This is a genomic window from Bradyrhizobium sp. Leo114 (assembly GCF_055229415.2).
This window is the reverse complement of the sequence record NZ_JBUYEN020000021.1, coordinates 90885-115870: the sequence shown is the minus strand read 5'-3', so window position 1 is coordinate 115870 and position 24986 is coordinate 90885. Positions and strand designations below refer to the sequence as shown.

At 63.5% G+C, this 24986-nt stretch carries 25 protein-coding genes; 6 read left to right on the top strand and 19 right to left on the bottom strand.

Annotated features, from left to right (window positions below):
- Positions 1 to 130: 130 nt before the first annotated feature.
- The 11 genes from ACZIRK_RS25035 to ACZIRK_RS24985 all read right to left on the bottom strand — a co-directional run bounded on the left by ACZIRK_RS25035 (position 131) and on the right by ACZIRK_RS24985 (position 11399).
- Positions 131 to 1297 (bottom strand): acyl-CoA dehydrogenase family protein, encoded by a 1167-nt coding sequence (locus tag ACZIRK_RS25035; protein ID WP_130231085.1) that lies wholly within the window; start codon positions 1295 to 1297, stop codon positions 131 to 133.
- 11 nt (positions 1298 to 1308) lie between these two features.
- Entirely contained in the window at positions 1309 to 2508 is a 1200-nt protein-coding gene (locus tag ACZIRK_RS25030) for a CaiB/BaiF CoA transferase family protein (RefSeq protein WP_028164610.1), read from the bottom strand.
- A gap of 130 nt (positions 2509 to 2638) precedes the next feature.
- A complete protein-coding gene (locus ACZIRK_RS25025) occupies positions 2639 to 2839 on the bottom strand; it encodes a hypothetical protein (protein WP_027579670.1) in 201 nt (66 codons plus the stop codon).
- Between the two features lie 157 nt (positions 2840 to 2996).
- Positions 2997 to 4163, bottom strand: coding sequence for an acetyl-CoA acetyltransferase (locus tag ACZIRK_RS25020; RefSeq protein ID WP_130231087.1), 1167 nt, complete (start codon positions 4161 to 4163; stop codon positions 2997 to 2999).
- A gap of 54 nt (positions 4164 to 4217) precedes the next feature.
- Positions 4218 to 4865 (bottom strand): bifunctional 4-hydroxy-2-oxoglutarate aldolase/2-dehydro-3-deoxy-phosphogluconate aldolase, encoded by a 648-nt coding sequence (gene eda / locus ACZIRK_RS25015; protein WP_130231089.1) that lies wholly within the window; start codon positions 4863 to 4865, stop codon positions 4218 to 4220.
- Positions 4862 to 5830: a sugar kinase gene (locus ACZIRK_RS25010; protein WP_463328256.1), complete on the bottom strand. Its 969-nt coding sequence runs from the start codon at positions 5828 to 5830 to the stop codon at positions 4862 to 4864. Before ACZIRK_RS25010 ends, eda begins: the two co-directional genes overlap by 4 nt.
- A 21-nt stretch (positions 5831 to 5851) precedes the next feature.
- Positions 5852 to 6838: a D-erythronate dehydrogenase gene (gene denD, locus ACZIRK_RS25005; RefSeq protein ID WP_130227804.1), complete on the bottom strand. Its 987-nt coding sequence runs from the start codon at positions 6836 to 6838 to the stop codon at positions 5852 to 5854.
- 44 nt (positions 6839 to 6882) lie between these two features.
- Complete coding sequence (locus ACZIRK_RS25000; protein ID WP_130227803.1) at positions 6883 to 7791, bottom strand: carbohydrate ABC transporter permease; 909 nt, start codon at positions 7789 to 7791, stop codon at positions 6883 to 6885.
- On the bottom strand, positions 7784 to 8743 hold the full coding sequence (locus ACZIRK_RS24995; RefSeq protein ID WP_130227802.1) for a carbohydrate ABC transporter permease: 960 nt from the start codon (positions 8741 to 8743) through the stop codon (positions 7784 to 7786). Before ACZIRK_RS24995 ends, ACZIRK_RS25000 begins: the two co-directional genes overlap by 8 nt.
- Positions 8744 to 8857: 114 nt before the next feature.
- Entirely contained in the window at positions 8858 to 10180 is a 1323-nt protein-coding gene (locus ACZIRK_RS24990) for an ABC transporter substrate-binding protein (RefSeq protein WP_028164603.1), read from the bottom strand.
- 157 nt (positions 10181 to 10337) lie between these two features.
- Positions 10338 to 11399: an ABC transporter ATP-binding protein gene (locus ACZIRK_RS24985; protein ID WP_028164602.1), complete on the bottom strand. Its 1062-nt coding sequence runs from the start codon at positions 11397 to 11399 to the stop codon at positions 10338 to 10340.
- A gap of 222 nt (positions 11400 to 11621) precedes the next feature.
- On the opposite strand from ACZIRK_RS24985, the gene ACZIRK_RS24980 reads away from it, so the two are divergent.
- From ACZIRK_RS24980 to ACZIRK_RS24970, 3 genes are all read left to right on the top strand, one after another.
- Positions 11622 to 13430, top strand: a complete 1809-nt coding sequence (locus ACZIRK_RS24980) for an IlvD/Edd family dehydratase (RefSeq protein WP_463328255.1) — start codon at positions 11622 to 11624, stop codon at positions 13428 to 13430.
- A gap of 132 nt (positions 13431 to 13562) precedes the next feature.
- Entirely contained in the window at positions 13563 to 14297 is a 735-nt protein-coding gene (locus ACZIRK_RS24975) for an SDR family oxidoreductase (RefSeq protein WP_463328254.1), read from the top strand.
- A gap of 17 nt (positions 14298 to 14314) precedes the next feature.
- The gene (locus ACZIRK_RS24970) at positions 14315 to 15061 is read left to right on the top strand and encodes an SDR family NAD(P)-dependent oxidoreductase (protein ID WP_130227799.1); all 747 of its coding nucleotides are present in this window, start codon (positions 14315 to 14317) and stop codon (positions 15059 to 15061) included.
- On the opposite strand, the gene ACZIRK_RS24965 is transcribed toward ACZIRK_RS24970, so the two are convergent.
- Positions 15062 to 15904 (bottom strand): LysR substrate-binding domain-containing protein, encoded by an 843-nt coding sequence (locus ACZIRK_RS24965; RefSeq protein ID WP_463328253.1) that lies wholly within the window; start codon positions 15902 to 15904, stop codon positions 15062 to 15064. It lies immediately after the preceding gene.
- Between the two features lie 101 nt (positions 15905 to 16005).
- On the opposite strand from ACZIRK_RS24965, the gene ACZIRK_RS24960 reads away from it, so the two are divergent.
- From ACZIRK_RS24960 to ACZIRK_RS24950, 3 genes are all read left to right on the top strand, one after another.
- Entirely contained in the window at positions 16006 to 16923 is a 918-nt protein-coding gene (locus tag ACZIRK_RS24960) for a DMT family transporter (RefSeq protein WP_463328252.1), read from the top strand.
- 111 nt (positions 16924 to 17034) lie between these two features.
- Positions 17035 to 17715 carry a site-2 protease family protein gene (locus ACZIRK_RS24955; RefSeq protein WP_028164597.1) on the top strand — a complete coding sequence of 227 codons (681 nt, stop codon included), beginning with the start codon at positions 17035 to 17037 and terminating at the stop codon, positions 17713 to 17715.
- A gap of 43 nt (positions 17716 to 17758) precedes the next feature.
- Positions 17759 to 18166: a hypothetical protein gene (locus tag ACZIRK_RS24950; RefSeq protein WP_130227807.1), complete on the top strand. Its 408-nt coding sequence runs from the start codon at positions 17759 to 17761 to the stop codon at positions 18164 to 18166.
- Positions 18167 to 18296: 130 nt separating this feature from the next.
- On the opposite strand, the gene ACZIRK_RS24945 is transcribed toward ACZIRK_RS24950, so the two are convergent.
- From ACZIRK_RS24945 to ACZIRK_RS24915, 7 genes are all read right to left on the bottom strand, one after another.
- Positions 18297 to 19085 carry a cell envelope integrity TolA family protein gene (locus ACZIRK_RS24945; protein WP_130227796.1) on the bottom strand — a complete coding sequence of 263 codons (789 nt, stop codon included), beginning with the start codon at positions 19083 to 19085 and terminating at the stop codon, positions 18297 to 18299.
- Between the two features lie 12 nt (positions 19086 to 19097).
- Positions 19098 to 19568: a TonB system transport protein ExbD gene (gene exbD / locus ACZIRK_RS24940; protein ID WP_028164594.1), complete on the bottom strand. Its 471-nt coding sequence runs from the start codon at positions 19566 to 19568 to the stop codon at positions 19098 to 19100.
- 3 nt (positions 19569 to 19571) lie between these two features.
- Positions 19572 to 20561 carry a tonB-system energizer ExbB gene (gene exbB, locus ACZIRK_RS24935; RefSeq protein ID WP_130227795.1) on the bottom strand — a complete coding sequence of 330 codons (990 nt, stop codon included), beginning with the start codon at positions 20559 to 20561 and terminating at the stop codon, positions 19572 to 19574.
- Positions 20558 to 21247: a Fe2+-dependent dioxygenase gene (locus ACZIRK_RS24930; protein WP_130227794.1), complete on the bottom strand. Its 690-nt coding sequence runs from the start codon at positions 21245 to 21247 to the stop codon at positions 20558 to 20560. Before ACZIRK_RS24930 ends, exbB begins: the two co-directional genes overlap by 4 nt.
- A gap of 11 nt (positions 21248 to 21258) precedes the next feature.
- The gene (locus ACZIRK_RS24925) at positions 21259 to 23811 is read right to left on the bottom strand and encodes a TonB-dependent receptor (protein ID WP_463328251.1); all 2553 of its coding nucleotides are present in this window, start codon (positions 23809 to 23811) and stop codon (positions 21259 to 21261) included.
- 229 nt (positions 23812 to 24040) lie between these two features.
- Complete coding sequence (locus ACZIRK_RS24920) at positions 24041 to 24277, bottom strand: hypothetical protein (protein ID WP_130227792.1); 237 nt, start codon at positions 24275 to 24277, stop codon at positions 24041 to 24043.
- A 104-nt stretch (positions 24278 to 24381) separates the two neighbouring features.
- Positions 24382 to 24840, bottom strand: coding sequence for a MarR family winged helix-turn-helix transcriptional regulator (locus ACZIRK_RS24915; RefSeq protein WP_130227791.1), 459 nt, complete (start codon positions 24838 to 24840; stop codon positions 24382 to 24384).
- Positions 24841 to 24986 lie beyond the last annotated feature (146 nt).

Here is a 24986-nt window from a genome sequence, read left to right as displayed (position 1 = left end):
CCGTCATTCCGGGGCGCGTCGAAGACGCGAGCCCGGAATCCATCGCACCTCCTCGCATGCGGCCCGATGGATTCCGGGCTCGCCGCTTCGCGTCGCCCCGGAATGACAGGGTGAATCATCGCGGCCATCCTCAATACGACTTCGGCAGCCCGAGCACCTTCTCGGCGATGAAACTCAGGATGAGCTGCGGGCTGATCGGGGCGATGCGCGGGATCAGGGATTCCCGCAGGTAACGCTCGACATGATACTCCTTGGCATAGCCAAAGCCGCCATGGGTCATCACCGCCTGCTCGCAGGCACGGAAGCCGGCTTCGGCGGCGAGGAACTTCGCCGAATTGGCGGCGGGCCCGCAAGGCAGGCCCTGGTCGTAGTGCCATCCGGCCGACAGCACCATCAGCCACGCGGCCTCCAGCTCCATCCAGCATTTGGCGAGCGGATGCTGGATCGCCTGGTTCATGCCGATCGGGCGGTTGAACACGATGCGGCTCTTGGCATAGGCCTGCGCGCGCGACAGCGCGACCTTGCCCAGCCCGACCGCTTCGGCCGCGATCAGGATGCGCTCCGGATTCATGCCGTGCAGAATATATTCGAAGCCGCGGCCCTCCTCGCCGAGGCGATCCTCGATCGGAATCTCGAAATTCTCGAAGAACAATTCATTGGAATCGACGGGCTTGCGGCCCATCTTCTCGATCTCGTGCACGGTGACGCGCTTCTTGTCGAAATCGGTATAGAACAGGCTCAGGCCCTGCGTCGGCGTCCGCACTTCTTCCAGGGGCGTCGTGCGCGCCAGCAGCAGGATCTTGTTGGCGACCTGCGCGGTCGAGATCCAGACCTTCTGGCCGTTGACGATGTATTTGTCGCCCTTGCGCACCGCGCGGGTCTTGAGCTGGGTGGTGTTGAGCCCGGTGTTCGGCTCGGTCACCGCAAAGCAGGACTTGTCGCGGCCATCGATGATCGGCGGCAGCATGCGCTGGCATTGCTCCTTGGTGCCGAACACGACCACCGGATTGAGCCCGAACACGTTCATATGCACGGCTGACGCGCCCGACATGCCGGCGCCGGACTCCGAGATCGTGCGCATCATGATCGCAGCATCCGTGATGCCGAGCCCGGAGCCGCCATATTCCTCGGGGATGCAGATGCCGAGCCAGCCCGCCTCGGCCAGTGCACGGTGGAAGTCGGCGGGGTAGCCGCCCTCCTTGTCCTTCTTCAGCCAATAGGCGTCGTCAAAGCGCGCACAGATTTTTGCCACAGCATCGCGGATGGATTCCTGATTGGCCGAGAGCGCAAAATCCATCTGTCTCTGTCCTAGTTGTCGAGTGTCTTGGTGACGCCGTCCCGGAGCATGGCGGCGATCTCACTTGCGGAGAAACCAGCCTCCCGCAGGACCTCCACGCTGTGCTCGCCGAGCCGCGGCGCCAGCCGCTTCGGCTCGGCTGTCGTCTCCGACCAGCGCGCCGAGACCTTCATGCTGCGGATGCGACCTTCGGTCGGATGCTCGATGACCGGAAACACATCGGTTGCAACGATGTGCGGGTCCTGCAACAGGGTCTCAAGATCGTGCATCGGCATGACCGGCACGTCGGCCTTCTCGAGAATCTCGTTCCACTCCGCGGTGGTCTTGGTCTTGAGGATGCGCGCAAGCTCGGCGTAGACGCAATCGATATTGGCGGCGCGGCCGGCGAAGGTCGCAAATCGCGAATCCCCGCGCAGATCGTCGCGCCCGATCGCGGTGAAGAAATTGTCCCACTGCTTGTCGTTGTAGACGATCACGCAAATATAGCCGTCGCTCGTCTTGTAGGGACGCCGGTCCGGCGACAGGTGCCGCTTGTAGCCGCCGCGGTCGAGCGGCGGATCGTAGGTGAGGCCGCCCATATGATCGCCCATGACGAAGCCGGCCATGGTCTCGAACATCGGGATGTCGACGCGCTGTCCCTGCCCGGTCTTGTCGCGATGCACGAGGCTTGCGCAGATCGCGCCGACCGCGGTCAATCCCACGATGCGATCGACCAGCGCGTTCGGTACGTAGCGCGGCACGCCGTCCGAGGTCTGCGCCATCAGCGCCGGCAGCGCGGTCGCGCCCTGGATCAGGTCGTCATAGGCGGGCTTGGCGGCATACGGTCCGTCCTGGCCGAAACCGAACACACCTGCATAGATCAGCCGCGGATTGATCTTGGAGACGACGTCGTAGCCGAGCTGCAATCGCGCCATCGCCTGCGGGCGCACATTGTAGACGAGCACGTCAGCCTTGGCGATCAGGCGCAACACGGCCTCGCGGCCGGCCGGCTTCTTCAAGTCGAGGCAGATCGAGCGTTTGCTGCGGTTGGTGTTGAGGTACACCGGGCCCATGCCGGCATGGCGGGTCGGGCCGATCTGACGCGTGACGTCGCCGTCGGGCGATTCCACCTTGATGACATCGGCACCGTAGTCGCCGAGCGTCTGGGTCGCATACGGCCCCATCAACACGGTCGTCATGTCCACGACCTTGATGCCATCCAGCGGTCCCATAGCCTCGTCATCCTCTCAGAAAGGCAGCCAATCACGGCCGCGTTATCGCTTCCGGGGACCTAGTAACGGCAGGGCGTCCGCAAGATCAAGGCGCGCAGCGCGTATGGGCGTATGCGCGATGGGTAGCGGATTATCTTGTCGATCGCGCGTCGCGCTCCTTCATCAGCCGCTCGAGCTCGTCATTCTGCTGGCTGATGCGGTCCGCAATGCGCGCCTCGTTCTGCTCGCCGGATGCCGCAGCGGCCTGCTCGATAAGTTGCCTGATGTTGTCTTCAAGAATCGCGATACGGTCGTTGAGTTCGTCCAGCGACAACGAGCTTTCGTTACCCATGATACACGCTCCGAAGTCTGCGCCGCGGCATACCGCGGTGATCCCGTAGGATGGGTAGAGCGCAGCGAAACCCATCAATGACGACCCAGGGCGAAGATGGTGGGTTTCGCTGTGCTCTACCCACCCTACGGCTACCGCAGCCCGCTTCGCCTACAGCCTACTTCGCCGGCTCCAGCAGCGAAACGTAATTCGCAACCGCGGCGCCGCCCATGTTGAAGATGCCGGCGAGCTCGGGATTCTTCAACTGCATACCCTCGGGCGCCTGTCCCGTGAGCTGCATCGCGCTCATCACATGCATGGAGACGCCGGTGGCGCCGATCGGATGGCCCTTGGCCTTGAGCCCGCCGGACGGATTGATCGGCAGCTTGCCGTCCTTCAGCGTCCAGCCCTCCTTGATCGCACGGGCGCCCTGCCCGCGCGGCGTCAGGCCCATCGCTTCATACTCGATCAACTCGGCGACGGTGAAGCAGTCATGGGTCTCGACAAAGGAGAGATCGGACAGCCTGGCGCCGGCCTGCTCCAGCGCGCGCTGCCAGGCCACCGTGCAGCCCTCGAACTGCAGGATGTCGCGCTTGGACATCGGCAGGAAGTCCTGCGCATGGGCGGTGGCGCGGAAGTTCACCGCCTTGCCCATGGTCTTGGCGGTCTCCGCATCCGTCAGCACCAGCGCGGCGGCGCCATCCGACACCAGCGAGCAGTCGGTGCGCTTCAAGGGGCCGGCGACGAACGGGTTCTTGTCGCTCTCGGCGCGGCAGAACTCGAAGCCGAAATCCTTGCGCATCTGCGCGTAAGGGTTGGCGACGCCGTTCTTGTGGTTCTTGGCGGCGATCAGCGCCAGGGCATCGGACTGGTCGCCATATTTCTGGAAATAGGCCTGCGCGATCTTGCCGAACACGCCGGCAAAACCGCCAACGGTGTCGCCATCTTCCGGCAAATAGGACGCCTTCAACAGGTTGCGGCCGATCTCCGGCCCCGGCGTCCGCGTCATCTGCTCGACGCCGACCACCAGCACGAATTTAGCGCCGGTCTGGATGGCGCGGATTCCCTGGTGCACAGCGGCAGAACCGGTCGCGCAGGCGTTCTCGACGCGCGTGGCCGGCTTGAAACGGAACTGCGGATCGGCTTGCAGCACCAGCGAGGCCGTGAAATCCTGCGGCGAGAAGCCTGCGTTGAAATGTCCCAGCACGATCTCGTCAACGTCGCCGGCCGAAATGCCGGCATCGGTCAGCGCCTCGTGGGCGACGCGCACCACCAGGCTTTCAACCGTCTCCGCGTCGAATTTGCCGAAAGGCGTGTGGGCCCACCCCACGATGCTGGCTGTCATGGCCGTTCTCCCAAAAATGTTCCTGATCGCTTGTAGCTGATCCGTAACCGGACTTCACCCGGCTTTCAGCGATTTCAGGGTGCGGTCGCACATGGCGGTTATGCCGGCCCAATTGTTGGACCTGACCTCCGCGGGCGGGCAGAGCCAGGACCCACCGACCGCGACCACATTGGGCTCCGCCAGCCAGGTGGCGGCATTGGCTTCCCCGACGCCGCCGGTCGGGCAGAACCGCGCATTCGGGAACGGCCCGGCCAGCCCCCGAAGTGCTTTGATACCGCCTGACGATTCCGCAGGGAAGAATTTTGCGAGATCGAAGCCGTGCGCCAGCGCCTGCATCAATTCGGATGCGGTCGCGATCCCCGGCGCGAATGGCAGGCTGCTTGCCGCGGCCGCCGTCAGGAGCTCGGGCGTCGCGCCTGGGCTGATCCCAAATTTGGCGCCGAGCGACTCGGCGCGGGCCAGATCATCAGGGCTCAGGATCGTGCCGATGCCGACGATCGCGTCCGGCACCTCGGCCATGATCGCCTTTGCCGCCTCGATCGCGACCGGTGTCCGCAAAGTGACCTCAAGGGTGACCACCCCGCCGGCGACCAGGGCGCGCGCCAGCGGCACCGCATCCTCTCGCCGCTCGATGGTGAGGACGGGGATGACCTTGGCCTGGCTGAACAGCGTGACCAGCGTTTCCTGTTTGGCTGATGTCATTGCGAAACCCTGCGCGAACTCGGCGGCCGCGGCACTTTCTTCGGCGGCATGGCATAGCGCGGAATGATCGCGCCGGGATAGCACACCACGACGCCGGCCAGACGGTGGCCCGCGCGCGCGGCTTCCGGCGGCTCGGCGCCGGAAAGCCGGGCCGTAAGGTAGGCGGCCGCGAAACTATCGCCCGCGGCGGTGGTGTCGATAACCGGCTGGGTCACCGGCTCGGCCCTCACCTCCCGCGATCCGCCGGAAAAGCGCAGCACGCAGGCCGGCTCTGACAGCTTCAGCACCACTTCCGGGCTCGGAATGCCCGCGAGCAGCGCCTCGGTGCCCTCGCCCGGATAGAGCGGCAACAAATCCTCGGTCGAGGCGAGCACGATGTCGGCCGCCTCAAACGCCGCGCTATAGGCGCTGCGCGCCTCGGCCAGATCGGGCCAGCCGCGGGCGCGGAAATTGGTATCGAACGCGAAGCGCGTGCCAAGCAGGCGCGCACGCTTCAAGGCCGTCATCAACCGCCCTCGCCCGTAATCGTCATAGATCGAGAGCGTGATAGCGGAGAGATAGACGAGGTCGTAGGTCGCGAGTGAATTGAGGAGATCCTCAGTCTCCGGCAAATGCATCAGCTTGCGCGCGGCCGAGTTCTCGCGCCAATGGAAGAATTTCCGTTCGCCCTTCTCATCCGTCTGGATCAGATAGAGGCCCGGCAATTTACCCGCGAGCCGGGCGACGCGCTTGGTGCCGACGCCCTCGGCCTTCCAGGTGGCGATCATCTCTTCGCTCAACGCATCGTCGCCGAGCGCCGTGATGTAGTCGACGTCGACGCCAAGGCGCGCGAGATAGACGGCGGTGTTGAGGGTGTCACCGCCGTAACCCCGGGAGTAGAGGCCGCCGTGGTGCCCGCTTTGGGCTCCGCCTTGCGCCTGCCTCAACTCGATCATGCATTCGCCGATAGAGGCTACCCGCGTCATGACCGCACTCCGAAGGGAAAGCTAGGCTGCAAACTTGCCGCCGAGCTCGTCCTCGATATGAATCCGGATGATGTCGTCGAAGGTCTTCTCGGCCGTGGTGAAGCCGAGCTTCAGCGCGCGGTCGGTGACGAAGTCGCGTGGCCAGCCGGAGACGATGCCGATGATGGTCGGATCCGGCACCCGCTTGATCCGCGCCGTGACGTTCTTGCCGGCGACGCGCTCGAGTGCTGCGATCTGCTCGCCGACAGTGGCGGAGAGCCCGGGCATGCTGAGGTTGCGGCGCGGGCCGATGGCATTGAGGTCCATGGTCCCGGCATGCACGAGGAAGCCGACCGCCGACCGCGGCGAGGCATGCCAATGCCGCACGTCCTCGGACACCGGCAGGATCGCCTCCTCGCCGGCGAGCGGCTCGCGCATGATGTTGGAGAAGAAGCCCGACGCCGCCTTGTTCGGCCGGCCCGGCCGGACGCAGATCGTCGGCAGGCGGATGCTGATGCCGTCGAACAGGCCCTTGCGGGTATAGTCGTTGATCAGAAGCTCGCAGATCGACTTTTGCGTGCCGTAGCTCGTCAGCGGCGTGTGGAAGAATTCATCGCCGATCTTTTCCGGGAACGGGGCGCCGAACACGGCGATCGAGGACGTGAACACCAGCCGCGGCTTGTAGCCGCCGCCGACCGCGCGGATGGCGTCGATCAGGTAGCGCGTGCCGTCGAGATTGATGCGGTAGCCCTTGTCGAAGTCAGCCTCCGCCTCGCCGGACACGATCGCGGCGAGATGGAAGATCACGTCGGGCCTCTCGGCGATCAATGGCGCCGCGGCGCCGGCATCGGCGAAGTCGGACGCCACAACCGTGACCGGGATCGAGGCGTTGGCCGGCCTTGCAGGCTCGACCACGTCCTGCAGGGTCATCCTGGTGATGTCCTGCTTGCCGAGGCGGCCGTCGCGCAGCAGTCGGTCGGTCAATTTGCGGCCGACCATGCCGGCGGCGCCGAGAATCAGAACGTGCAAGACCCAACTCCTTCGTGTTCTTCAGGGCTAGATGGGCGCCTGCGCTATTCCTTCACGGCTCCCGTCATGGCCGACACATAATGCTCGACGAAGAAGGCGTAAAGGATCACGAGCGGCAGCGAGCCGACCAGCGCGCCCGCCATCAGCGATCCCCATTTGTAGATGTCGCCGTCGACGAACTCGTTGACGATCGCGACCGGCACCGTCTTGTTCGGCGTCGATTGCAGGAAGGTCAGCGCATAGATGAACTCGTTCCAGCACAGCGTGAACGAGAAGATGAAGGCCGAGATCAGGCCGGGGATCGCCAGGGGCACGATGATCTTGACCAGGATCTGCCAGCGCGAGGCGCCGTCGATCAGCGCACATTCCTCGAGCTCATAGGGGATGGTCTTGAAGTACCCCATCAAGAGCCAGGTCGAGAACGGAATGAGCAGGGTCGGATAGACCAGGATCAGCGACAGCGGCGAGTCGAACAGGCCGTAGGCCTGGATCACCGAGGCCAGCGGGATGAACAGGATCGACGGCGGCACCAGATAGGCGAAGAAGATCAGGATGCCGACCGTGTCGGCGCCCTTGAACCGCAGCCGGGTGATCGCATAGGCCGCCAGCACGCTGGCCGCGATCGATAGGAAGGTGGCGCCGACAGCCACATACATCGTGTTCCAGAGCCAGCGCGGATACTGCGTCTCGAACAGCAGCTTGCTGATGTGCTTGAAGGTCGGATGGACAACCCAGAACGGGTTGAACTTCTCCATGTCGATCAACTGCTCGTCCGGTTTGATCGACGTCAGCACCATCCAGTAGAACGGGAACAGCAGCACCACGAGGATGATGAACAGCGGCAGATAGAGCGTGATCAGGCGACGCGGCAGCGACTCCAGATAGCTCATGCCCTCGGAGTCGTCGCTCGCGGCCGACGCCGGCGCTTTGGTTTGCAGGGCTGAATCAGTCATTGTTCGATCCTTGCTGCCACTTGCGGCGCTGCATGCCGAACCAGGAGATCGCGATCGCGGCGAGCAGGAACGGAATCATCGCGGTCGCAATCGCCGCGCCCTCGCCCAGCCGTCCGGAGATGATGCCGCGCTGATAGCTCAGCGTCGCCATCAGATGCGTCGCATTGACCGGCCCGCCGCGGGTCAGAGCCCAGATGAGCTGGAAGTCGGTGAAGGTGAACAGCACCGAGAACGTCATCACCACGGCGATGATCGGCGTCAGCAGCGGATAGGTGATGTAGCAGAAGCGCTGCCAGTTGGTGGCGCCATCGAGCGTCGCGGCCTCATAGAGCGAGGGCGACACCGTCTGCAGGCCGGCCAATAGCGTGATCGCCACGAACGGAACGCCGCGCCAGACATTGGCGAAGATGACGCTGGCGCGGGCCCAGGTGCTGTCGCCGAGGAAGTTGATGTTGTGTTCGATCAGGCCGAGCTTGATCAGCGACCAGGAGATGATCGAGAACTGGGCGTCATAGATCCACCAGAATGCGATCGCCGACAGCACCGTCGGCACGATGAAGGGAATCAGCACGATCGAGCGGATCATGGCCTTGAACGGCATGTGCCGGTTCAAGAGCAGCGCGAGGTAGAGGCCGATCGCGAATTTGATGACGCTGGCGATCAGCGTGTAGAGGATCGTGTTGAAGACCGACAGCCAGAAGATCGCGTCGTCCCACAGCCATAGATAGTTCTCCAGGCCGATGAAGACGCCGGCACGGCCGATGCGTTCGTCCGTGAAGCTCATCCAGATGCCGAGCCCCAGCGGATAGGCCAGGAACAGGATCAGGAAGGCCGCGGCCGGCAGCATGAACCACAGCGCCGCCCAGTTACGGCTGGCGCGCAGTCTTGACCAAAGTGACTGCTCGCCGGCAGCGGCAGCCTGTACCGGCATCGATGTCTGGACAGTGCTCATTCCGTCTCCAACTCCAAATCGAAGGCAACGCCCGGCCCGAGCCCCCACGGCCGAGCGTCGCCCCGATCACCTTCATATCCAAAGCCGGCGCGGCACTTCGCGCCGGCCGTTCGCTTAGCGGAAGATGCGCTTGGCCGCGCGTTCGGCCGAAGCCATCGCGGTCTTCGTATCCTCGCGTCCGGTGCAGTAGTTCGCGTACATGTCGACGAGCACGAAGTCGGCGATCGCAGCCGCCGCGTTCTCGCTCATCTGCGCCTCGCCGGCCGGCGTCGACGCGCTCTGCGCCACGCTGCGGTAAGGCGTCGTCTTCGGATCTGCGGTCCAGACCGGGTTCTTGTCGTAGCCGAGGAGGAAGTGGGACAGATAACCCTGCGCCGCTTCGATCCAGGGGTTGAACTGGTCCGGCTCCAGCATGAAGGCGGTGAACGCCTTGCAGGTCTGCGGATACTTCGAGAAAGTGAAGATCAGGATCGGGAACCCGAGATGAAGCTCGCGCGTCTTGCCGTCGATGCCGGGCGGCAGATGCGCATGGTTCATGTCCTCCGCGATCTGCGGATTCTCCTTCTTCGCCGTCACATAGATCGAGATGCCGTTCGTGGTGAGGTGAAGCTGGCCGGCGAGGAACGCCTTGTTGTTGGAGCTGTCGTTCCATGAGGCCGTGCCCGGCACGAAGTTCTCATAGAGGCCCTTGACGTACTCCAGCGACTTGGCGGTCTCGGGCGAGTTGATGACGACCTTGTTGTTCTTGTCGATCATCTTGCCGCCATGGGCCCACAGCGCCCAGTGCAGCCAGCCGTTGGCGTCGCCCGAGGCATGGCCCAGCGCCATGCCGGCCGGCGTGCCGTTCTTGTTCATGCCCTTCACGAGGTCGGCAAAGCCGGCGAGATCCTTCGGGAACTCCTTGTGACCGGCCTTCTCGGCCGCGGCGACGCGGTAGTTGACGAGGCCGCCGGTGGCGGCAACGGGAATGCCGATCCATTTGCCGTTGAGCATGCCGTAGGCCTTGCCGGAGTCAGTCCAGCCGCCGCATTTCTGGCCGAGATAGTCGGCGACGTCGGTAACATCGACGCATTTGCTCGGGAACAGGAACGGCAGCGAGTAGAGACCCCAGACCATGTCGAGGCCCTGCCCGGTATTGGCGGCAACCGACGCCTTGGGCTGGATGTCATCGTAGGATTCGTTGGAGACGTTGATGGTGACGTTGTTGGCCTTCTGGAAGGCGTCGACGATCTTCATGAAGGCGACGTCTTCGGCTTCAACAAACCGCTTCCAGCGCAACAGGTTGATCTTGGCCCCCGGCTCCGGCTTCCACGGCGAAGTCTGCGCCCAGGCCTTCGCATAGCCCAGCAGTTCGTCGCCCGACATCGTCGCGGCGGCTGCCAGAAGGCCCGCACCGCCCTTGAGCAGCGAGCGGCGATCGGTCGTAAACTTATTCATTTCAAGTCTTCTCCCTTAATTTTATGGTCTTGCTTGGGCTTGTTAATCCGGCTGCCTAGAGCGCGATGACTTTTCTTCGAATTGTCATCCCGCTCTAGCTCTTTGTTCGAGCATGATCTTCTTCGGAAAACCGGTCTCCACTTTTCCGGATCATGCTCTAAAGACGGTGGCCGGTGTCCTTGTCGAACAGGTGAGCGGACGACGCGCGCGGCCGCAAATGAATCCTTTCGCCGGGCTTGACGTCGTGTCGCTCGCGGAACACCGCAATGATGTCCTGCTTGCCGATGCGCGCCACGATCTGGGTTTCCGAACCGGTGGGCTCGACGACGATGACTTCGGCCTCGATGCCGTCACTGGCGAGGTCGAGATGCTCGGGCCTGATGCCATAAACCACCGGCTTGCCGTCGGAAGCGGTCGGCGCGGTCGCCAGCGGCAACCGGGCGCCCTCCTCGGTCTCGACATAAACCTGACCGTTGGCTTTCAGATGCCCGTTGAGGAAGTTCATTGCGGGCGAGCCGATGAAGCCGGCGACGAACTGGTTGTCGGGCTTGTCATAGAGCTCGAGCGGCGATCCCATCTGCTCGACGATGCCGTCATGCATGACGACGATCTTGTCGGCCATCGTCATCGCCTCGATCTGGTCGTGGGTGACATAGACCGTCGTGGTCTTCAGCCGCTGGTGCAGTTCCTTGATCTCGGTGCGCATGGCGACGCGCAGCTTGGCGTCGAGATTGGACAGCGGCTCGTCGAACAGGAACACCTGGGGATCGCGGACGATCGCGCGCCCCATTGCGACGCGCTGGCGCTGACCACCCGACAATTGACGGGGGAAGCGCTCAAGGAGCGGCGTCAATGCGAGGATTTCGGCGGCCTTCTTGACCCGGGAGGTGATGTCCTGCTGGTTCGCATTCCGCAATTTCAACGAGAAGCCCATATTTTGGGCAACGGTCATATGCGGGTAGAGCGCGTAGTTCTGGAACACCATCGCGATGTCGCGCTCTTTCGGCTGCACGTTGTTCACGACGCGATTGCCGATCGAGATCGTCCCGGAGGTGATGTTCTCCAGTCCCGCCAGCATGCGCAGTAACGTCGACTTGCCGCAGCCGGAGGGGCCAACCAACACCACGAACGCGCCGTCCTCGATCGGAACAGTCACGCCGTGCAGGACTTCAAACCCACCGAACGACTTGCGCACGTCGCTAATCTGCACCGACGCCATTCAATTCCCTCCGATTCTAGCGGCGGTTAGGACCACAAAGGCCCCTGCCCACTCTTCAAGTTGAGCTGCCTCTTAGCAGAATTTTTTCGCCATGTCGTTGGATCAAAGTTGAATATCGCGGCGCTCAATCAATTGCGAACAGTCGGTCGACGTGCATAAAGTTGCGTCAATGAAACAAGGCTGAGTGCAGTGCAGCATGCCTTTTGCGCTCGGGGAGAAACAATGAACAAGCCCGTTACGCCAGTCACCAAACGCAAGCTCCGCTCCAGTGAATGGTTCAACAACCCGCACAATCCCGGCATGACCGCGCTCTATCTCGAGCGCTACCTTAATTATGGACTGACGCGGCAGGAACTGCAGTCCGGCAAACCGATCATCGGCATTGCGCAGACCGGCAACGATCTCTCGCCCTGCAATCGCCATCATCTTGAATTGGCGCATCGGGTGCGCGAAGGCATCCGCGAAGCCGGCGGTATCGCGATGGAGTTTCCGACCCATCCAATTCAGGAGACGGGGAAGCGGCCCACCGCCGCACTCGATCGCAATCTCGCCTATCTCGGCCTTGTCGAAGTTCTCTTCGGCTATCCGCTCGATGGCGTGGTGCTGACCACCGGCTGCGACAAGACCACACCCGCCTGCCTGATGGCGGCGGCGACCGTGAACCTGCCCGCGATCGTGCTGTCGGGCGGGCCGATGCTGAACGGCTGGCACAATGGCGTGCGCTCAGGTTCCGGCACCGTGGTCTGGAAGGCGCGCGAGCAACTCGCCGCCGGCGAGATCGATTATGAGGAGTTCATGAACGTCGTCGCCTCCTCGGCGCCGTCGGTCGGCCATTGCAACACGATGGGCACCGCCTCGACCATGAACTCGCTGGCCGAAGCGCTCGGCATGTCGCTGCCAGGATGCGCGGCGATTCCCGCGCCCTATCGCGAGCGCGGCCAGATCGCCTATGAGACCGGCAAGCGCATCGTCGAGATGGTCTGGGAGGACCTGAAGCCTTCCGACATCCTCACCCGCAAGGCGTTCGAGAACTGCATCGTGGTGAATTCGGCGATCGGCGGCTCGACCAACGCGCCGATCCACATCAACGCACTCGCCCGCCATGTCGGCGTCGAATTGTCGATCGACGACTGGCAGAAATATGGCCACGACGTGCCGCTGCTGGTGAACATGCAGCCGGCCGGCTTCTATCTCGGCGAGGAATATCACCGCGCAGGCGGCGTGCCTTCGGTGGTGCGCGAATTGATGACGCGCAAGCGCATCCATGAAGATGCGGTGACGGTCAACGGCCGCACCATGGGCGAGAACTGCAAGGATGCAGCCCGGCCCGATGCCGACGTGATCTGGACCTACGACAAGCCGCTGGTGAAGGACGCAGGCTTCCTGGTACTGCGCGGCAATCTCTTCGATTCCGCGATCATGAAGACCAGCGTGATCTCCAAGGAGTTCCGCGACCGCTATCTGGTCAACCCGAAGGACCCGAACGCCTTCGAGGGTCGCGCCATCGTGTTCGAGGGGCCGGAGGATTACCACAAGCGGATCGAGGATCCCTCGCTCGAGATCGACGAGCACTGCATGCTGTTCATCCGCGGCGCAGGTCCGATCGGCTATCCCGGCGGTGCCGAAGTCGTGAACATGCAGCCGCCGGCGGCGCTGATCAAACGCGGCATCCTGTCCCTGCCGTGCATCGGCGACGGACGCCAGTCCGGCACCTCGGGCTCGCCGTCGATCCTCAACGCCTCGCCGGAAGCGGCCGCCGATGGCGGGCTGGCGATCCTGAAGACCGGCGACCGGGTGCGCATCGACCTGAACAAAGGCACCGCCAACATCCTGATCTCGGATGACGAGGTGAAGAAGCGGCATGCCGAATTGAAGGCGAATGGCGGCTTCCGCTATCCGGCGAACCAGACGCCGTGGCAGGAACTCTATCGCGCCACCGTCGGCCAGCAGGCCACCGGCGCCTGCCTCGAACTCGCCACCCGCTATCACGACATCGCCGGCAAGGTCGGGGTGGCCAGGGATAATCACTAGGTCGGCGTCATTCCGGGGCGTCGCGAAGCGGCGAACCCGGAATCCATTGCGCCACAAACGCGAGCGGACAAATGGATTCCGGGCTCACGCTTCGCGTGCCCCGGAATGACGGGCAGAATGAAGGGAGACAACATGTCAGACCGCCTGAAGGGCAAGCGCGCATTCGTCACCGCAGCGGCCGTGGGCATCGGCCGCGCTTGCGCGGTGGCCTTTGCGCGCGAGGGCGCCACCGTGTTCGCCACCGATATCGACGAGGAGAAGCTTGCGCTGCTCAAGCGGGAGGGCGTCACCGAGGTGGCGCGGCTGGACGTGCGCGACACCGCTGCGGTCGCGGCGATGGCCAAGCGCGTCGGCAAGACTGACATCCTGCTCAATGCCGCCGGCTTCGTCCATCACGGCACGGTGCTCGATTGCTCCGATGAGGACTGGGATTTCTCCTTCGATCTCAATGTGAAGTCGATGCACCGCACGATCCGTGCCTTCCTGCCGGGCATGCTGGACGCGGGCGGTGGCGCGATCGTGAACATCGCCTCCGCCGCCGGCGTGTTCAAGGCCGCGCCGAACCGTTACGCCTACGGAGCGACCAAAGCGGCGGTGGCCGCCCTCACCCGCTCGGTCGCGGCCGACTTCATCTCCAAAGGCATCCGCTGCAACTGCATCTGCCCCGGCACGGTCGAGACGCCCTCGATGCTACAGCGCGCCGCCGCCGCAGGCCCGCAAGGGCGCGACATGTTCATCGCCCGCCAGCCGATGGGCCGGCTCGGCACCGCCGAGGAGATCGCCGCACTCGCCGTCTATCTCGCCAGCGACGAGAGCGCGTTCACCACCGGCGTCGCGCATGCCATCGACGGCGGCTGGACACTCTAATTTCAAGGAAGCACACCATGAACGAATACGATCTCACCGGCCGCGTTGCGGTTGTCACCGGCGGCGCGCAGGGATTTGGGCGCGCAATCACCGATCGCTTTGTCGCCTCCGGCGCCAAAGTCGCGATCTGGGATCATGACATCGCGCTGGCGGAGAAGACCGCGAAGGAGATCGGCCCGGAGGTGGCCGCCTTCAAGGTCGACGTTACCGATCCCGCCGGCGTCGAGAAAGCGCGCGACGAAGTGCTGAAAGCGTTCGGCAAGATCGACATCCTCGTCAACAATGCCGGTATCGCCGGCATCAACAAGACCGTGTGGGAGACTGACCTCGAGGAATGGCGCAAGGTATTGCGCATCAACCTCGACGGCCCCTTCATCTGCTGCAAGGCGATCGTGCCGGCGATGCTCAAGCAGGGCTACGGCCGCATCGTCAACATCGCCTCCATTGCCGGCAAGGAAGGCAATCCGAACGCGGCGCATTATTCGTCGTCGAAGGCCGGCCTGATCGCGCTGACGAAATCGCTCGGCAAGGAACTCGCGCAACACGATATCCTCGTCAACGCGGTAACGCCGGCGGCGGCGCGTACCGCGATCTTCGACCAGATGACGCAGCAGCATATCGATTTCATGCTGTCGAAGATTCCGAAGGGCCGCTTCGTGCTGGTGGAAGAACTCGCCGCGCTGGTCGCCTGGCTGGCGTCGGAGGATTGCGCCTTCTCCACCGGCGCTGTGTTCGACATCTCGGGCGGCCGCGCGACCTACTAATTAAATCGGTTGGCGGAGCTCCGCGACCAGATGGTCGGCCAACAGTAACGCCGCGCGCGACAGGTTCGCGGCGCGATGCAGCCTGATCTCGGCGCGCGGCAGCGGCGGCATGCCGTCGCGATCCGACAGGCGCCGGAGCCGCGGCGGAAAGGTCCCGGCCTTGACCACGGTCACGGCCAATCCCTGCACCGCGATCGCCTCGACCGCCGCGAGGCTGTGGCTGACGAAGGCGAGCCGCCACGGCCGCTTCGCAGCGTCAAGCGCCTGCATCGCCCAACTCCGGAACAGGCAGCCCTGCGGGTAAAGCGCCACCGGAAGCGGATCAAGCTCCTCGACGCGATGCTCCGGGCTCGCCGCCCACACCGCCTGCTCGCACCGCAGGAGTTCGCCTTCGCCGCGTCCTTCCGGGAGCATGGCGATGACGAGGTCGTAGGCCTCTCCGAGCCGGTCGGTCATGGACGAAGTCAGCCCCGTCTCCATCTCGATATGGATCAGCGGATAATTGGCGACGAAGCTGGCGAGCAGCGGCGGGACCAGTAGCGTGCCGTAGTCGTCCATCACGCCGAGGCGGACGCGCCCCTCTACCTTGTGCTCCCGGACGCGGCCCATCGCCTCCTCGTTCAGGCTGAGGATGCGGCGCGCATAGCCGAGCAGGCCTTCGCCGGCCGCGCTGAGGTCAACATTGGCTTTGGTGCGATGAAACAGCTCCGCCTGCAGCCGCTCTTCCAGCCGCTTCACCTGCATGCTGACCGCCGATTGCGTCCGGTTCAGCGCCACGGCCGCGCGGGTGAAGGAACGATGGTCCGCCACCGCAACGAATGCCTTCAGGAGGTCCGGATCCATGCTCATAACGAACCGTGATTTTATCCATAAGATAAATTTGATTTCTTGATTATCGCGTGTCCCCTACCGTCGGCAAGAACCGAAAAATGAGGTCAAGCCGGATGGGCGAAACTTGGGGTGTCCTGGCCGCGGTGCTTTCGAGCGCGCTTGGCGGCACGTCGATCGGGGCAACGCGCTACCTCGTGGGCGCCATCGACCCGCTCGCCATCGGCGCGTTCCGCTTCGGCATCGGCTTCCTGCTGCTGCTTCCGCTCGTCCTGATACAGGGACGAGGCTGGCCGGCGCGACGCGACTGGCCGGCGGTGATTGGCCTCGGCCTGTTGTTCTTCGCCCTGTTCCCGATCCTGTTCAACGCATCGCTGATCTTCACGACGGCGGCGCGCGGTGCGCTCGCGCTCTCGACATTGCCGCTATTGACGATGGCGGTCGGCGCGGCGCTTGGCAGCGAGCAATTGACGGTGCGAAAGACCACGGGCGTACTGGTGACGATAACAGGTGTCGCCATGGCCCTGCTCTCCGGCCTCAGCACCGCGCCTGATGGGGCGTGGCGCGGCGATCTCCTGATGGTCGCGGCCGCGCTCTGCATGGCGCTCTACAGCATCTGGTCGAGGCCCTTCATCCGCCGCTCCGGCCCCATCCCGTTCACGACGATGGCCATGGCCGCCGGTGCCGCCTGCCTTATCCTCGCCTCGCTCGCGCGTGGCAGTTTTGCCCCGGTCGCCGCTTTCGGTGTCCCACAATGGTTCGGCGCGGTCTATCTCGGGGCCTTCGGCGCGGCGCTGACGTTCTATCTCTGGGCATTCGCGCTGGAGCGCACGACGCCGACCCGCGTCGCGATCTCGGTGACCGTCAATCCGATCGCGGCATCGCTCGTCGGCGCCGCGCTGCTGGGCGAGCCGCTGCGCTGGAATCTGGTGATTGGCATCGTGACCGTGTTCGCGGGCATCTGGATCGCGACGACGCAATCCGGCCCCAAGGAGGTCGTCGAGGCCGATCCGGCAGTGCAGAAGCTACGCTGACGGCCGATATTCCGCGCTAATGCGTCGCAGCGCATTTCCGCCTTGCGCCGGAACCCGGCCGCAACCATCATGTGTGGTTGAGAGCGGCGCCGCCGCGACCGGATATCCCCCTTGAACATCTCCCTCTACACCATCTCCGTCTGGGTGCTGCCGCTCCTGATCGCCATCACCTTCCATGAGGCGGCGCACGGCTTCGTCGCCCACCGGCTGGGTGACAACACCGCCTGGCAGCTCGGCCGCGTCAGCTTCAATCCGCTGAAGCATATCGATCCCTTCGGCACAGTGGTCCTGCCCGCCGTGCTGTTGCTGTCGCAGTCGCCCTTCCTGTTCGGCTATGCCAAGCCGGTGCCGGTCAATTTCCGCAATCTCAAGCATCCCCGGCTCGACATGGTCTGGGTGGCGCTGGCCGGCCCCGCCACCAACATCATTCTCGCTTTGGTTGCCGCACTGGCATTCCACTTACTCCCATTCGTCCCGCCGGACAGCGCGCGCTGGGTCGCGGACAATCTCAAAAACGCCTTCCTCATCAATATCGTGCTCGCGATCTTCAACATGATGCCGATCCCGCCGCTGGATGGCGGCCGGGTGGCGGTCGGGCTCTTGCCCCGGCCGCTCGCTGAGCCGCTCGCGCGCCTCGAGCCCTACGGGTTGCTGATCCTGATCGGGCTTTTGATCTTGCTGCCCCTGCTCGGTTCGCAGCTTGGTCTCAATCTTGATATTATTTCCGCGATACTGAGGACACTGACCGGCTATGTGATAGGTGCGCTTCTCCTCATCACCGGCAACGCCTAGGTTGAGAAAAAATCGCGAGGGCCTCTTGATCAAAGCTGCCGATATGCTGATCGCTCGACGTGCGGACACCCGTGCCAGAGCGGACTTCGCGACCTGGAAAATGCTCGCCAAGCTGAACGGCACGTCGTCCTTGTCGGCCGACGCGCAGAACTTCCTCGGCACCTACAACAAGCTCCTGGAGCAGATGCCGGAGCTTGAGGCGAGCGAGGCCACCATCAAGCTGATGTACAAGAGCTATTATGCCGAGATGGGCGGTGCCGGCACGCCGCCCGATGTCCCCGCCCCCTCCCGCGAGCCGGTCGCCGACCGCGGCAATGTCACCGCCTTCCGCCGCCTCCCCGCCAAGAAGCCGGGGGTATCGGGCCCGACAGGCAAACGGCCGCTCCCTGTGGCGCTGATCTTCGCCTGCCTCGTCGTGGTCTACGTCGGCATCCGCTATTTCTGGCGCTAGAGCCGCGTTGCAGCCGTAGGATGGGTAGAGCGAAGCGAAACCCATCATTCGCGCAGCTTGCTTTGAGACCGATGGGTTTCGCTTCCGCTCTACCCATCCTACGAGCTAATCCGCCCTGTGCCTCAATCCGTTACTTCGGCTTCTTGAAGTTCACGTCGAGGCTGAAGGCGAATTGGTCTTCGGTGAGTTCGGCTGGCGGCGCGGGGACCGGATCGGACCGACGGACCATCGAGATGGCCGCGTCATCGAAGGCCGGGTCGCCTGAGGACTCCGCGACGGCGACATTCACGATATTGCCGCGGCGGTTCAGCACGATGCTGACCTTCACGGTGGTCGCCCTGCTCTTGTTGTGCGGATAGCGCTTGTGGAGCTCGAAATAGGCGCTGATCTTGCGGCCCCAGTCGGCGGTCAGCTTCTGCCTGTCCTTGCCGATGCCGCGATTGGGGGCCTTGGCCTGCTCGGCCTCCGGCGCGTTCTCCTCCAGCGTCTGCCGCGCGGTTGCTTCCTGGGCCGGCGCCTCTTCGGAGGCCTGGGTCTGGACAGCCTGGACCTTGGGATCGTCTTCCTGGGGCTTCTTCGAGTCGTTCTGCGTGACGATGCGGTCGGGGTCTTCGGACTCGTGCGGCACGTCCTTTGGCAGGTCGGTCTCCTTGACCTCGGCCTTCTGCTCGGAGAGCTGCGGAGCGGCCTGCGACGCATCGGCGTCAGGACCCGGCGGCAGATTCTCCTCCTCGACCTTGGGCGAGGCCATCTCCACCGCGAACTCGGCGGCATTTGCGCCCAAGCCGTCGCCGACGTCATCGCCGCGCAAATTCGCAAGCGCCAGCGCCGCGCCGCCAACATGCAGCGCAAGCGCCGTCGCTGCGGCGCAAATCCATAGCCGTCGGGAAGGCTTCTGCTCGAGATCGAGGTCAGACATCGCTGTCCGTCGTCAAGGTTTTGCCGGTTCGGCGGCTTGCGGTGCGGCAGGCGCGCCGGGAACACCTTCGAGCGTCACCAGCTTGACCCTGTTGTAGCCGCCCGAGCGCAGGATTTCCATCACCCCCATCAGCTCGCCATAAGGCACCGCGCGATCCGCGCGCAGGAATACATACTTATCCTTGCTCATGTCGGCCAAGGTATCGAGCGAATGCACCAGCTCAGTGCGCTTGACCGCATTTTCGCCGATCGCAAGCGTCAGGTCGGACTTGATGCTGACATAGGTCGGCTTATCCGGCTTCTTCTGCGGCGTCGCGCTCGACGTCGGCAGATCGATCGGCAGGTCCACGGTGGAGAGCGGCGCGGCCACCATGAAGATGATCAGCAGCACCAGCATGACGTCGATGAATGGCGTGACGTTGATCTCGTGCGATTCCGCGAAATCGTCGTCGTCGCCGTCATTGTCCGCGATCGAGACAGCCATCGCCTACTCCGCCGCCGTGCGCGAATGTGCGCCGCTGGACACGCTGACATTGGTGCGGTCGAGGTCGCGCGACAGCAGCCGCGCAGCCGCGCCCGAGGCACGGCCGACCAGTTCCAGATAACCCTTCGTCACCCGCGAGAAGTGATTGTAGATGATCACGGCCGGGATCGCCGCGACGAGGCCGATCGCGGTCGCGAGCAGCGCCTCGGCGATACCGGGCGCGACCACCGCGAGGTTGGTGGTCTGCGATTTCGAGATGCCGATGAAGCTGTTCATGATGCCCCAGACGGTGCCGAACAGACCGACGAAGGGCGAGGTCGCGCCAATGGTCGCAAGCAGGCCCATGCCGACGCGAATGCGGCGGCCTTCGGCACGCACGATCTCGGCAAAACTCGATGCCGCGCGTTCCTTGATGCCGGCGTCGCTGGAGATGCCGGCCGACAGTCGCCCTTCCCGCATCGCCGCCGCGATCAGGGTCGACAGCACGCTGCCCTTGGCGCCGAGCGCGAACTGCGCTTCAGCAAGCGAGCGCACATCGCTGATCTTGGCGAGCGCGGCGCGCAACTTGCGCTGCACGACGGTAAGCTCGATCATCTTGGCGATGAACACCGTCCAGGTCACCAGCGATGCAAAGGCAAGACCGATCATCACCGCCTTCACGACGATGTCGGCATTCCAGAACATCACCCAGGGCGACAGTTCCTTCAGTCCGGCGATGGTCGCCGATTTCTTGCCGTCGCCCTCGGCGGGCGCTGCACTGACGTCTTGAGTTCCCTGCGAGGCAACCGACGCGGCGGCGGAGGGTGACTGCGCCGGCGTCGCCGCCTCTGCCGGCGGTTGCGGCGCGGCGGGAGCAGTCTGTTGCGCGACAGGCGCAGATGGAGCGGGAGCGGCGGGCGCCATCTGCTGCTGCGCCGACGACGGTGCTGCAAACGAGACCAGCGTCAGCACGGAGAGTGCAAGGAGTGTCGCGCGGGTAGTTAGGATGTTCATACTTCGGCCCAGTGGCGTATCAAGTTGTGATAGATGCCGGTCAATTTGACCGTTTCGGGATCGTCTCGCCCAAGCCGCTCCACCAAGGCCTGGATAGCGGTGTCCAGATCGAAGATCAGACTGCGAGCGTGCGCCTCCCGTACCATGCTCTGGAGCCAGAAGAAAGACGCAACCCGCGCGCCCCGCGTCACCGGCGTGACCAGATGCAAACTAGAAGCAGGATAAAGAACGAGGTCGCCGGCCGGCAGCTTCACTTCATGCGAGCCGTAGAGATCTTCGATGACGAGCTCGCCGCCATCATATTCATCCGGCTCCGATAAAAACAGCGTGACCGAGAGGTCGGTGCGTATCCGCAAGCCGGTGAGATGGTCTCCCCTCACCGCGTTGTCGACATGCAGACCGAAATGATGACCGTCGGTGGCGACGTAACGGTTGAACAAAGGTGGAAAGATTCTAAGTGGGATCGCCGCCGAGATGAAGCGCGCACTGGCCGAAAGCGCCGACAGCACGCGGCTGCCGAGTTGGCGTGCAACCTCGCTATCCGGCGGCAACTGCTCGTTGCGCTTCACCAGCGCCGATGCGGCGCCTGCCGTCGAACGTCCATCCTCCCAGGCGCTGGCATCCATGATGCGACGGAAGTCAGCCACATCGGTCTTGCTCAGCACATTCGGAACGCAAATCAGCATGCCCTGTCGTTTCAGAACCGTGCCGATACGACGAGATAGGCGGCGCGACCTGGCGCCTCGAGCACGAACGGAGCCGGGCTCTGATACAACGCGTCGTAATAAAGCTTGTTGAAGATGTTGTTCACGAACAGTTTGACTCTCCAGTTCTTGTTGAGCTTCGCCTCCGCGAACGCATCGAAGCGCCAGTAGCTCGGCAATTGCGTACCCTGGTTCGCCGCGAGGAACGTGCCGCCATAGATCTTGGAACGGTAGACCGCCTGCCCACCGATCTCCCACATGTCCGTGAGCTGGTACTTCGTCAGCAGGCTGAACGATTGATGCGCGACGTTGGCGAGCGGCAGGCCGACATTGGTGGTGTAGAGAATCGTGTTCGCGGGCGGAACGAGCGATTTCGTCACCTCGGACTGCATCAGCACCAGTCCGCCGAACACGCTCCATTTGTCCGTGATCTTGCCGCCAAGGCCGAGGTCGATGCCGCGGATGCGGTAGGCAGCGCCGGCACTGATGCAGGGCACGGTGCCGCTTGTGTTCGCGGGATAGGGACAGGATGCGGTGGCGGTCGCCGGCGTGATATTGACCGATTCACGCGCGTTATCCTTTTCGGTCTGGAATAGCGCCGCCGTCACCAACAGGTGCCGATCGAACAACTCCCATTTGGTGCCGAGTTCGATCGCCGTGTTCTTCTCGGGACCGAAGATCTGATTGGTGTTACCGTTCAGCACCGGCGAGAGGCCGCCATACGCCGTGCTGGTGCCGTCGAACTCAGCACCGACGGGATTGGAAGAGGTGGCATAGGCCGCGTAGACACTCGCGATCGGAAGCGGCTTGAGCACGATGCCCAAATTGAAGTTCGGCAGACCGAACTCGGCCGACTGCGTCCCGAACACGTTGGGCACGCCGTTCACCGTGCCGAAGCCGCTCGTGTTGATCTTGTAATCATCGTAGCGGATGCCGCCGTTGAGGATGACGAGATCGTGGTAGTTGACGGTGTCGAGCAGATAGCCGCTGGTAGTGTCGATTCCGATCTTGGTTGGGAGACCTGCAAGCGTCGGGGTCGTGCCGAACGGCAGGAATGTGTATTGCGGGTTGAACACGCTGACACCCGTGACAGAGCCCGTGCCCGAGAACGGCGCGCCAATGGCTTCCGAACTCAAGCCGGTATACTTGTCGATGCTGGAGCGCTCCTGCGACACTTCAACACCGGCGAGCGCCGTATGGCGCCAGCCGCCAGTGTCGAATTTGTAGGTGGCCTCGGTCTGGTTGGCCAGCGTATCGGTGGTCTGATAGCGGCTCTGCGGATTGGCCGACAACGTCGAGAAAATCAGCGGATTCCTGAGGACCGGCGCCTCAGGCAGCGTGCCGATGTAATTCAACAGCGAGCGCGAGGCCCTGGTCTTGTTGCTGAGCGTAAGATCCGGCGTGACCTGCACCTCGGCGTTGATGGTGCCGATATCCTGCTTCACCTGCGAGAAGTCGCGATCGGTGAAGCCGTACCAATTGTTGCGGTTGACGCCGAAATCCGGGAACGGGCCGCCTGCCTTGCTCGCGGTGCTCGGCCGGAAATAGGGCACGCCGAAATCCGGCAGGCCGTGAATATCGGTGTGAATGTAGCCTGCAGTCACCTTCACCGCATCGATCGGCGTCCACTTCGCCGCAACGAACCCGCCGCCGCGGTCATCGGACACGTAGTCACGGCCGGCAACGCCCGCGTCCTGGAACAGGCCGCCCGCGCGCACGGCAAGCGTCGGGCTGATCACCTGGTTGACGTCGAGCGTGACGCGCTTGGTGCGGTCGGTGCCGAACGTCGTATCCATGTTGTAGAAGCTGCCCTCCGTCGTCGCCTGCTTGGTGACGATGTTGATGGCGCCGCCGGTGGTGCCTCGGCCGGCAAATGAAGAGCCGGGGCCGCGCAGGATTTCGACCTGCTCGGTGAAGAAGTTCTCGCGGATGCTGACGCCGGCGTCGCGCACGCTATCGATGAATATGTCGTTGCGGGCATCGAAGCCGCGGATGAAGAAGCGGTCGCCGAAGGCGTTGCCGCCCTCGCCCGTGCCGAGCGTGACACCGGCGGTGCTCAGCACGGCCTGCCGCAACGTGGTGGCGTTCTTGTCGTCCAGCACTTGCCTGGAGAGCACAGTGATCGTCTTCGGCGTATTCAGGATCGGCTCGGGAAACTTTCCTGACGCCTGCACGCGATCGACCTTGTAAGGCGCGGCAGGATCCGCATAGGGATCGCGATCGGCATTGAGCCCACCGGCGTTGGGATAAGGCACGGCCGCAACCCGTGTCTGCTGCGTGCGACGTGACGCGCGCCTGAGTGCGGTGCGGGCGCGGACCTGATCCGGTGTCGGCTTGGTGTTGGCCGGCCGCGGCCGCGCCACGGGCGCTTCCACATTCACCGGCGGCAAATTGGGCTGTTGCGCTTCGGCGCCGGAAAACGATGCGGCCGCGATCAGGCCCGCAACCGTCGACACTTTCTTGCCCGAGTAGCCCTCAAGCCGTTCGCCGGCCGAGTTGATCGCCACCTCGAAACGCAGCGACCTCGGCGTCTTTATGTTGCTCATCACTCGCCCCCGCGATGAATTCTGATCTATGCGCTTTGATACGCGACGATGGGCGGGTGGTATCGGCGACGAAATTTCGGGTCAACGCGAATGCGTCGATCGCTCGTTTGAATCGATCCAGATCAGAACGCTTCTAATCTGATTATTTCAAACTATTCTAATAACGATTCTAAAGAGCAGGAAAACCGCTGCGAAATCAATCACCGCACAGTTCGGCGGTAAACGAAGCTTAATCGGCGCTCGGCGGCTTCATCAGCGAGAACAATTCGTCCACCGTCCGCTGTGCGACCTGACGCACGCGATCGGTGTTCTCGCCTGCAATATTGACTCCATTCACCACCGCTTTGATCTCGTCGCGGAAATCGGTGATGAAACGCAGCGGATCCTTCTGCTCGTTGGCAACGCGCGCGATCAATCCCGTGATCAGGATCTGGCAGGCCATCATGCGTCCGTTCAGCTCGTCCATCGCTCACCCCGATTTCGCTCGCGGGCTGCGATATGACCGACATCGAGTCCGGATTCAACCGGGAGAGAAACTCCCTCTCCCGCTTGCGGGCGAGGTGAAGTGCTTTATTTCACCGCAACGTCCGGGCCTTCGCCGAGCGACTTGATGCGATCCTTGAGGTCCCGCAGCGTCTGAAGGCTGGCCTCGATCCGCTGATCGGGAATGTCGCGCAGCACGTCGGTTGCGATCGCATCGCGCAGGCTGTCGAGATCGTCGACCAGCTGCCGGCCGCGATCGGTGAGGAACAGGCGGTTGGCGCGGCGGTCCTTCGGATCAGGCCGGCGCTCGAGCAGCCCGTGCTCGACCAGTCGGTCAAGCAGTCGCACCAGCGAGATTGGCTGCAGTTCGAGCACATCGGCGAGATCGACCTGCGACAGCCCCTCCTGCTCCCGCAGCCGGAACAGCACGATCCATTGCGCGCGCGTGGTGCCACGCGTCTTCGCACGATGGTCGATATAGTTACGCAACAGGCGTGAACTCTCGACAAGCTGCGAAACAAGCTGGCGTTTCAGATCGAGCGACATGTCGGTTTCAACGGACGGATCGAGGCTTCAGGAACGCGCTCCTAAACCTTTCCAAATGTTTAGGATTCTCAAGTGTTAGTGTGTGTACGCATTAAGTGCTGACGCATTATATGGTTTCCCCGGAACGGTTTTAAACACCTATAATT